The sequence below is a fragment of the Victivallis sp. genome, from assembly GCF_048170485.1.
Classification (GTDB): domain Bacteria; phylum Verrucomicrobiota; class Lentisphaeria; order Victivallales; family Victivallaceae; genus Victivallis.
The window spans coordinates 1-9,815 of record NZ_DBEXAY010000096.1; the positions used below are offsets into that span (position 1 = coordinate 1).

Below are 9,815 nucleotides of genomic sequence, written 5' to 3' on the forward strand. Positions count from 1 at the left end.
GGAAAAGGAAGAGCGCGATAAAGAAAAACCTTTTGATAAAAGGTTCTTTCCTTCTCGCATCTTGCTTTTGCATAATCGACTATTCAGATTTTGAAAGCCTGTTTTGAGGCAAATCGCGGCTCAAACAGGAGAAGAATCCCAACATTGTCTGAATTTTTACAATTCCAAGCAGATTCATTCGGCCTCCAATGACGAAGTCTATTTCGGAACTTGTAATCGGCAAACAATGAGATATAGTAAATCATATGGTTTCACACCAATCTTCCTATACAAACTTGTCCAATTGCGGGGAAGAATCACATTTTAAGGTGAACAATGTATAGGGATAACGGCAGAAAGATTGTGTATATTGGGAAAATGCAGTTGGGAAAGAGCCTGATTTCTGATTGATTATAATGACAAAATCGAAATCAAAAGAAGAAGAAACAGGCCACATGATCAATGCAGCGCAATAAGAAAATAAAGTGAGCTGGGGAGATTCTCAAGTATCCGGCAGCTTTTTCTGGTGGAGAGGAACGGTTATGAGACTGGACGAGTTCAGGTATATTTTCATGATAAGATGAGAAACTGATCAGCACATGAATGCTTGCAAATTTTATGAAGGTGGTATAAGGTAAAAAGGTATGAGGTTCCGCCTGCGCAACCGCCCTGCGCTTCCGGAGCTCTCAGGTTGGTTGCTTCCGTTGCGCTAAGTCTCATTTGCCATCGGTAATTGCTCAGAAATAAAATTGCGTAAAATAGTGGACTCTGCCGGTAAATAAATTAAGGGTAATTTTTATGTTGGTTTCCGCTTCCATTGTTCTTTTTCGAAATTCTTTATCTGAATGTCAAAAAATTTTGAATTGCCTTGATACTTCTTTGATCGATCATATTATTTTAGTAGATCATTCCGGTGATGAGCGCTTGGCGGTATTGAAGAATTACTCTCCGAAAATCGAATATATTCCGCACGAAAACCGCGGTTATGGAGCCGGACATAACGTTGCAATCCGCAAGTCGATAGAATTGAATTCCGATTACCATCTTGTCGTCAATGCGGATATCACTTTTGAGCCGGGAACAATCGAAAAAATTGTATCGTTCATGGAGGAGCATCCGGAGGTCGGTCATCTGATGCCTAAAGTCTTTTATCCGGATGGGCGGATTCAATATCTGTGCAAACTGCTGCCGACTCCATGGGATATGTTTGCCCGGGGATTTCTGCCGGAACGATGGATCCGTCGTGGACAGCGGAAATTTACTTTGGCCTTTTCCGGATATGATATGATAATGAATGCTCCCTATCTTTCCGGTTGTTTCATGTTCATCCGGACGAAAGTGTTTCAGGAGATCGGCTGTTTTGACGAACGTTATTTCATGTATCCGGAGGATGCTGATCTAACTCGGCGAATTCATGAAAAATACAAGACGGTTTTTTTTCCAGGAGCTTCCATTGTTCACAATCATATCGCGGCACACCGGAAGTCGCTGCGAATGAAAAAAGTGATGATTGAAAATATGATTCGCTATTTTAACAAGTGGGGATGGCTGCTGGATCGACAGCGGCAGGAATTCAACCGTACTCTTCTGGCTGAATTGAAAGCTGCGGGAAAGGATATGTATTGAGATGAAACTGTTGCTGACTGGATATCCGGGGTTTCTTGCCCAATCAATTAAGACCTGGTTTGAACAGCAGGGCTGGAGTGTCGATACCCTTGGGCTGTTGCGAGTTGCTTCAGAAGACAAACGCAGTGGAGTTCATATTGTCTGCAATCTGGCGGAACATGCGCCAGTTCTGCCGGAAGTGCGCTATGATCTGGTAATTCATGCGGCGGGGAAAGCGCATGTAGTGCCGCGGACGGCCGAAGAGGCAGCAGCTTTTTTTGCCGTAAATGTGCAGGGCACAGCCAATCTCCTGTCTGCCCTACAGAAGACTCCTCCGAAGGCGGTTCTCTTTATCAGCTCCGTGGCCGTCTATGGCCTGACTTCCGGTGAAGCTGTAACGGAAGAGGCGGCATTGCTTGCGGAAGATCCCTATGGAAAGAGCAAGATTGAGGCGGAAAAGTTAATTTTAAATACCATGTTTCCGGAACCGGTCAGGCGGGGAATCGTACGGTTGCCGCTGATTGCCGGGGCAAATGCGCCGGGCAATCTGGGCAGTATGTTTCGTGCCATGCGGAAAGGGCTGTATTTCAACATCGGCAGTGGTGCGGCCCGGCGCAGCGTTATTCTGTTGCGTGACATCGCTCCGTTTCTGGCGGAACTCGCTGAGCGGGGCGGGGTATATAATTTAACCGACGGGCGGGATCTCTCCTTTGCGGAGCTTTATTCCGGCCTGCGAAAACGGAATCATTTTCCCTACCGGCCAGGACTTCCTTTCTGGTGCGCGTTTTTGCTTGCTCTGGCGGGCGAGGTGATTCAGAAGATCACGCGACGGCAGTTTATGTTCAACCGACGCCGATTGCGACAGATGACGCAGACACTCACATTCGACGGGCGTGCGGCATTGCAGGATTTTTCATGGCGTCCTCACCCCGTATTGGATCATCTGGATGAGTTGAGCGCAGCGGAGCAAAACTGACGGGAGGAAATGTTTTCAACAGGGAGATGGTATGAAACGTTTTTTTGATATTCTATTGACCTCATTGGCCGTTCTGGTGCTTTCGCCGTTGCTGGTACCGATCATGATCATTCTGAAACTGACCGGAGAGCACTATATCTTCTATTGTCAGGAACGGGTGGGAAAAGATCGCAAGCCTTTCGGGCTTATGAAATTTGCCACTATGCTGAAAGATAGTCCGAATATTGGTACCGGTGACATTACCACTCGGCATGATCCCCGGGTGCTGCCGTTCGGCCGATTTTTGCGGAAGACCAAAATCAACGAGCTGCCGCAGCTCTTCAATATTCTGAAAGGAGATATGAGCATCATCGGGCCGCGGCCGCTGACGCCGCGCAATTTCGCCTATTATTCGCCGGAGATTCAGCAGGCGATCGGCGAACTGAGGCCCGGGTTGAGCGGCATCGGTTCCGTCATTTTCCGGGATGAAGAAAGGTACCTGGCCGGCGCAAAAAATCCGGCGGATTTCTATCGGGAGTTCATTGCCCCCTACAAAGGAGCACTGGAAATCTGGTATCGGAGCCATGCGTCATTGTGGGTGGATTTTACCATCATTTTTCTGACGGCGTGGGTAATTGTGTTTCCCAAAAGTGAATTGCCGTACCGGTGGTTCCGGGATTTGCCTTCCAGACCGGAGTGGATGGCGGGGAAGTGAGAACGCAGGAGAAGAAGAGATATGTTTCACATCAGCAAATTCATTGAAGAGGCAGTTACTCAGCGGAACGGAAGCATGTTTCGGGAGGATCTGACCGCCAATTGGGAGCGTCTTTCGAAGGAGATCAACGGAAAAAGAGTTCTGGTAATTGGGGGCGCAGGAACCATTGGCAGCTCGTATATCCGTGCATTGCTGCCGTTTCGGCCCGCCTCGCTGGTGGTGGTCGATCTCAGTGAGAACGGTCTCACCGAACTCACCCGTGATTTACGGTCGACGTATGGCATGTATGTGCCGTCGGATTACCGGACCTATCCGCTCAGTTTCGCGGATCCGATTTTCGAGAAGATCTTCCGGACGGAGAAAGGGTTTGACATTGTCGCCAACTTTTCCGCGCACAAGCATGTACGCAGTGAGAAGGATGTCTATTCGGTGCAGGCCCTGCTGGAGAACAACGTGTTGAAGGCACGGCGGCTGCTCGAACTTCTGGCGGAGTTTCCTCCGGCGCACTTCTTCTGTGTCTCCACGGACAAAGCGGCCAACCCGGTGAATATCATGGGGGCGAGCAAGCGGGTGATGGAGGATATGATCATGGCCTATGCGGACCGGTTCAAAGTGACCACCGCCCGCTTTGCGAATGTGGCGTTTTCCAACGGCAGTCTGCCGGCCGGTTTTGTGGAGCGATTGATGAAGCGGCAGCCGTTGAGTTCTCCTTCGGATGTGAAGCGCTATTTTGTTTCGCCGGAGGAGAGCGGTCAAATCTGTCTGATGGCCTGCATTCTGGGAAAGAATCGGGAGATCTTTTTCCCGAAACTTGGCGAAGAACAGATGATGACCTTTTCGACCATTGCCGACCGGCTGTTGAAGAGTATGGGGTATGAGCCATACCGGTGCTGTTCGGAGGAAGAGGCGCGTAAGTTTGCAGCAGAAATGCCGGAGAACTCCCGAGAATATCCGGTTTATTACTTCACCTCCGATACGACAGGCGAGAAGAGCTTTGAGGAGTTTTATGTGGCAGGAGAACGTCTCGATCTGGAACGCTTCCAGGCGCTGGGGGTGATTACTGGCGGTACTGGGCGGCCGATGGATGAGGTTGAGACATTTTTGCAACAGCTGGCGAACTTACTGCAGCAGCCAGGCGTGACCAAGGTGGAGATTGTTCAGGCGCTGAAATCTTTTCTCCCGAATTTCGAACATCATGAAACGGGGAAGAATCTGGATCAAAAGATGTAACCTTCTGCGTTTGCGATTGGTGTGGAATATTGCAGGTAAGGGGCTGAAGTGGCGTGAGGAGATAATGTCCGGAAAATTGCGCATATTTTAAGAGAGGGCACTTGAAAAAGGGCCTGTTTTCTGGATTATAGTGATCAAACCGTAATCAAAAGAGAGGAAAACAGGCCATGGAAAATGCAGCGCAGGAAAACGAAAAGACTCTCCGGAAAGCGGGCTGCGCTTCAATGCCCCCCCTTTTCATGTTTCCGTTGCAACTCTTCTCTGCGGGACATCCCTGCCGCGGCAAGAAAATCAAGCTCCTCATCCTTTAATTCCAGCAACGAACTCTCCTCTCTGGGAATGGAAGCAAAATCCGGCATTTCAGGCGCAGGCAGAGAAAATGCACGCATCATCAGTTCATCCACAAAATCCGCTGTTTTCCGTTGATCCATTTTCACTCTCCATTTCGTTTCGCCTTCTTTGAAAACGCAGGAATCTAAGAAAGGTTACAGCTTTTTTCCATTTTTCTTACTTTCGGACAGCGTATTTTACGGATTCCTTGCGATTTTTGTTTTTCCTGTCAGATGTGGGCTGCACAATAGCCGGACACGCTTTCCCTGACCAGCACCGAATTCGCGGATCGTTGCACCCTTACGCCCGATGAATCGTTTTCTGCAGGATACTCAACTCTTTTCGGAAGGATCTGCAAACGGGTCAACAACAATCTCCGGCGCAATTTCCGGATCGAGCAGGCGTTGTTCCCGAATTTCCCGGAGAGTTTCCACCAACTTCTGCGGAGCATACCTGCCGTCTTTCTTCAACGCTTTCGCAATGGCAAAAACACTTTCCGCTCCAAGAACCGTGTGGTAGCTGGGGGCCTTCCCAAAGCGCCGTTTCCACTCCTGTATGAACAGTGTATCCGGCTTCCTGATCACGGCACGCGGCAGAAAAAGAGTAAATGGAAGAGCCATTTTCTGCGTCTGGGGAATATAGAGATCATCGGAGCCATACACGGGAAGTGTCATTTTCAGCTCTTTCATCAAGGTAATGAATTCAGGAAAATCCGAGAATGTCCCCCCGAAAAAGACGACATTGGAAAACTGTTCTCCGCGGTAATTCTGGACAGCGCGCAGCAGATCACGCCGCCGGAGCGGAAGCTGGTAATTCAAACGGTAGACCCGGTTGAACGCCAGACGCTGATGACTCATCCGTTCCAGAGCTGTGCAGAAAATGTCGCCGTAAGTCCCGGTCTCCGGACTGATAATCAGCAGGTTTCTGTACCCTTTTTTCTCCATATCGCCGAGAATCGCCTCCACCCAAAGTTTCAGCGGCGGGAAAAAGGTAACGAAGTTATCCGGGTTCAGCGGAGGCAGTTTCTCGGAACAGACCGTCAGGGGAGAGATCAGCGGGAGTCCCTGAAACTGAGTCAGCGCACGCCCCGCGGGAATGTAGCCGGAACTGAACGGACCGATCACCGCGGCAATCGACAGGTCGTCGCAGAATCCCTGCACTGCGGCGCTGTATTGCGGGAGAGTCGTCACATCGTCACGCTGGACGAGTTCCAGCTTTCTACCGAGAACGCCACCCTCGCGGTTCAGCATTTCCATGGCGAGCATCACTCCGCGTATGGCTTCCGTCGCCGGCTGGTCCGTTCTGTCGTATGCGGTCCCCAGTTTCAGCACCGGTGACTTTCTTACGGCGTTCTCCCGCTTGTTTTCATACCATGTCCGGTGATTGCGGTCGATGATCGAGCCGAACTGGAAGACCCCCAGTGCGTTTAAAAGAAAAAAGATACAGATAAGAGCAAGCAGAATGATGATTCCGTTTTTCACAAAGTCAGTTCCTTTCCGTTAACTGGCGTTCCGCAAGGCGTTTGAAAAGACCTTCTTCCACAGAGAGTTCCGCATAGGTCCCCTGCTGAACGACCTCGCCCTTGTCCAGTACATAAATCCGGTCCGCCCGGATGATCGTCGAAAGACGGTGCGCAATGACGATCCGCGTCATATGAAGTTTCTCCATATTCTCCTTCACGATCTCCTGCGAAAGATTGTCCAATGCACTTGTGGACTCATCCATCACGACTATGGCGGGCGATCCCACAAGGGCACGCGCAATCAGAATCCTCTGCTGCTGTCCGCCGGAGATGGTTTCCGGCGTCACAAGCGTATGAATCCCCATCGGCATGTTTTCCACATCCTGATCAAAAGCGGCAAGCTCCAGCGCTCGCCACGCATCCTGAACCGTATATTCCGTTCCGGTGATAATATTTTCCAGAATGGAGCCCGGCAGGATTCTGCTGTTCTGCAGAATCACCCCCATCTGGCGGCGGACAGAACGGAGTTCCAGATTGGCAAAGTCTTTCCCTGAATAATAAATGGCTCCCGCCTCCGGCTGTTCAAAACCGAGAAGAAGACGGACCAGTGAACTTTTCCCCGCGCCGGATGGGCCGACAATCGCAATGAATTCTCCGGGGTCTGCATGGAATGAAACATCTTTCAGAACCGGAGGATCATCCGGTGCGTAGCGGAAATTCAGATGCGAAACCTCCACCTTCCCATCCAGTTTCCCCGGATTGTGGCGTTCCCCGCCGTCCTCCGGCTCCGTATCCAGAATCGGCATGATGCGGTCCAGTTCCGGCTGAATTGCAAGAAGCGACCAGCATCCGCCGGCAACCCCCATCAGACCGCCCTGAAAACTCTGAAACGCTGCCATGAAGGCAAGAAAAACAGGCAGCGACAGATTCCTGTCGAGAAAACCACCCGCCAGAGCGTAAAACAGAACTGAAATCAGCATGGGGAAAATTGTTGAAAATACGCTGTGGTATGCTCCGTTTCGCGAAATAATGTAATTCTGGCGGACCATCTCCGAAAAATCGTCCGTGAAACGGGAGAGAATCTGCTGCTCGGCTCCGGCGGCCCGGATTTTCGCCATGCCGTCGAAGAACTGTTTCATCAGTCCGCTCATGCGCCCAGCAGCCGCCGCCTGAACCGCAAGCGGGCGCAGGTTGATGCGTGAAAGCAGAAAAAAGATCGACGCATAGATCACCACCATCACCAGTCCCATCACCCCCAGCAAAGGGCTGTAATAAAACATCATCGCGAGACTGACCAGGGAAAAAAGCGAGCTGAGGAACTGCTGTGATATGATTCCGAAGACAGCCGCCAGAATCTGCGAGGCGCCGAGAATGCGGTATGTCATATCGCCGGAATCACACATCCGGAATGTCTTCACCGGAATCCGCAGGACATGGTCGTACATCGCCGCCTGGAACCGTTCATATTGCTGGGCGCTGAACAGCATCATCACCAGGGACGGCACCACACTCAGGCCGATTTCACAGGCGGTCAGCACAATCAGCAGAAACATCAGCTGCCAGAGCTCAGGAAGGTTCGCCGTCGGTATGATCTCCTCGGTAATGTACCGGGTCGCGACTGGCATCACCAGTCCGATCAGGGAGGAGATCAGCCCCGCTGCCACAATCAGTGCCAGAATGGGTTTCGCTGTCGCGAACACAAATTTCAACAATGTTTTTTTCGTTTTTCTGCCCGGCGGGAACGGTTCATAGAAACAATAAGCCTCCTCGGCAAAAAGCGAGGCGGATTTCCGGTCAAGCGGATATTTTCTGTTTCCATGCGCCGGATCTCGATAACGGCTTCCGTTGGCGCTGAGATACAGAATCACAGGAGAATCGTTCTCCCGCCGGAACGCCAGCACTGGACGCGCCGACTGTTTGTAGTAGTCCTGCGTCAATTCAATTCTGCGGATGCGCCATCCGGCGAGAGCGGCAAACTCCTTCAGACGCTCCCGTGGTGGGCGCTCTCGGTTCTGCATCAGCTCCGGTTCCTTCTCAAACGGCAGACGGTAGCACTGTGCAATCTCCCGGAGAGCGGCGGCAAGAAAATCCGACTCATCCTCGCGATTCCGGCAGGTGGAACGAATTCCCGCAAGACGGCCCAGGTCATCCAGCTTCCGCTCCAGCGCATCGGATGTCAATTCCCGGTTTTCCCGATTCAACTGAAGCCGTCTTTCTTTCTGCACGTTCAATGTTTCAATCAGAGCAGCCAGGAGCCTCGGTACATCCTCCCCTTCAATCCGTGTTCCTGCAACTTCACTGACTGCGGTCTGCAAACGATTATGCCATTCATCGGGAGACACTTCGGATGAGACGGCGGAAACATCTCCCGAAGGCACTGCGGCAAGTTCATAACGAATTCCGTCAGCACAAATGGAAGCCGCCGGGCATAACGCATCTCCGGCTTTCAAAACCGTAAGAAATGCACGGTCTCCGGCAGATCCATCCGCTTCGAGGTGAATCAGAAACAGATTGAGTTCCCCGCTCAGGACTTTCATACCGGAGGAAAGAGAACTCAGGGAAACCGTCCTGCCGGAAGGATACAACACACTGTCCCTATGATGTTCCATCGCTCAATCACCCTGTTCCAGTTTCATCATGGCAGCATATTTGCCTCCGGCAGCCATGAGTGTCTCATGAGTTCCGCGCTCCGCAACAACGCCGTGATCCAGCATAATGATCTCATCACAATCCCGGATCGTGCTCAGACGATGTGCCACCACGATACAAGCGCAACCACGACGGCGGATCGCCTTGTCGATTTCGACTTCCGTGACGGGGTCCAGCGCACTGGTCGCCTCGTCAAGAATCAGAAGCGGCGTGCGGTGGGTCAATGCGCGGGCGATCTCCAGACGCTGGCGCTGCCCGCCGGAAAAATTGCTTCCCCCTTCCGCCACATTCAAGTCCAGCATGGGACCACGGGCGGTCAGCTCCTGTTCGATGGCCGCGTCACGGACCGCCTGCTGCAGTTCCCGCGCCTCATACGACGGGGCAAAAAGCGTCAGGTTCTCCCCGACCGTTCCGGAAAAAAGCATGATGCTCTGATCGACGGTGCCCACGGTGGCGTAATATTCCGAGCGGGTATATTCATTCATGGGTTTTCCATTCAGAAGAATCTCCCCCGACCACGGAAGCAGCGTCCCGTTGGCAAGCTTGGCAACCGTCGTCTTTCCGGAACCAGAAGCGCCGACCAGAGCGACACGTTTTCCGGGCGTCACTTTCAGTGAGAAATTCTCCAGAACCGGCGGCTCCTGCCGACTGTAGCCGTATGTGACGTTTTTCATTTCAAACACGGCATGATCCGGCGGGATGCGCCCGGAACCGTCATCCGCCCGGAAACTTTTCTCCGGTCCATATTTAGAACTTATCCCTAAATAAAAGATGAAATCCAAGAAAATTATGCTATATTTGCATTCTGTAACGCGGGAGGTGAATATGGCAGTCAAATCATGGGAAGTGTCGGATGAATTTTGGGCGCGGGTAGCTCCCTTGATACCGAA

Annotated in this window: 8 protein-coding genes; 4 read left to right on the plus strand and 4 right to left on the minus strand. The window is 51.6% G+C overall.

The features are described 5' to 3' along the window. The first annotated feature begins 777 nt into the window (after positions 1-777). The 4 genes from ACMLHG_RS05155 to ACMLHG_RS05170 are packed head-to-tail and all read left to right on the plus strand — an operon-like array spanning position 778 to position 4,484. On the plus strand, positions 778-1,605 hold the full coding sequence (locus ACMLHG_RS05155; RefSeq protein WP_295809359.1) for a glycosyltransferase family 2 protein: 828 nt from the start codon (positions 778-780) through the stop codon (positions 1,603-1,605). Between the two features lies 1 nt (position 1,606). Next, a complete protein-coding gene (locus tag ACMLHG_RS05160; RefSeq protein ID WP_417169780.1) occupies positions 1,607-2,560 on the plus strand; it encodes an NAD-dependent epimerase/dehydratase family protein in 954 nt (317 codons plus the stop codon). A gap of 31 nt (positions 2,561-2,591) precedes the next feature. After that, positions 2,592-3,254: a sugar transferase gene (locus tag ACMLHG_RS05165; RefSeq protein WP_295809351.1), complete on the plus strand. Its 663-nt coding sequence runs from the start codon at positions 2,592-2,594 to the stop codon at positions 3,252-3,254. Between the two features lie 21 nt (positions 3,255-3,275). Then, the gene (locus ACMLHG_RS05170) at positions 3,276-4,484 is read left to right on the plus strand and encodes a UDP-N-acetylglucosamine 4,6-dehydratase (protein WP_417169781.1); all 1,209 of its coding nucleotides are present in this window, start codon (positions 3,276-3,278) and stop codon (positions 4,482-4,484) included. A 221-nt stretch (positions 4,485-4,705) separates the two neighbouring features. Here ACMLHG_RS05170 and ACMLHG_RS05175 read toward each other — a convergent pair whose 3' ends face one another. The 4 genes from ACMLHG_RS05175 to ACMLHG_RS05190 all read right to left on the minus strand — a co-directional run bounded on the left by ACMLHG_RS05175 (position 4,706) and on the right by ACMLHG_RS05190 (position 9,599). Then, on the minus strand, positions 4,706-4,888 hold the full coding sequence (locus ACMLHG_RS05175) for a hypothetical protein (protein WP_417169782.1): 183 nt from the start codon (positions 4,886-4,888) through the stop codon (positions 4,706-4,708). Positions 4,889-5,146: 258 nt separating this feature from the next. Continuing rightward, the gene (locus ACMLHG_RS05180) at positions 5,147-6,295 is read right to left on the minus strand and encodes an ABC transporter substrate-binding protein (protein ID WP_417169783.1); all 1,149 of its coding nucleotides are present in this window, start codon (positions 6,293-6,295) and stop codon (positions 5,147-5,149) included. Positions 6,296-6,299: 4 nt separating this feature from the next. Next, positions 6,300-8,456, minus strand: a complete 2,157-nt coding sequence (locus ACMLHG_RS05185; RefSeq protein ID WP_417169784.1) for an NHLP bacteriocin export ABC transporter permease/ATPase subunit — start codon at positions 8,454-8,456, stop codon at positions 6,300-6,302. 432 nt (positions 8,457-8,888) lie between these two features. Beyond that, positions 8,889-9,599, minus strand: coding sequence for an ATP-binding cassette domain-containing protein (locus ACMLHG_RS05190; protein WP_417169785.1), 711 nt, complete (start codon positions 9,597-9,599; stop codon positions 8,889-8,891). Between the last annotated feature and the right edge of the window lie 216 nt (positions 9,600-9,815).

Bases quoted from the DNA above. Each gene is read 5' to 3' on its own strand.
- ACMLHG_RS05155 (WP_295809359.1), top strand. From the start codon at position 778: ATGTTGGTTTCCGCTTCCATTGTTCTTTTTCGAAATTCTTTATCTGAA.
- ACMLHG_RS05160 (WP_417169780.1), top strand. From the start codon at position 1,607: ATGAAACTGTTGCTGACTGGATATCCGGGGTTTCTTGCCCAATCAATT.
- ACMLHG_RS05165 (WP_295809351.1), top strand. From the start codon at position 2,592: ATGAAACGTTTTTTTGATATTCTATTGACCTCATTGGCCGTTCTGGTG.
- ACMLHG_RS05170 (WP_417169781.1), top strand. From the start codon at position 3,276: ATGTTTCACATCAGCAAATTCATTGAAGAGGCAGTTACTCAGCGGAAC.
- ACMLHG_RS05190 (WP_417169785.1), bottom strand. From the start codon at position 9,599: ATGAAAAACGTCACATACGGCTACAGTCGGCAGGAGCCGCCGGTTCTG.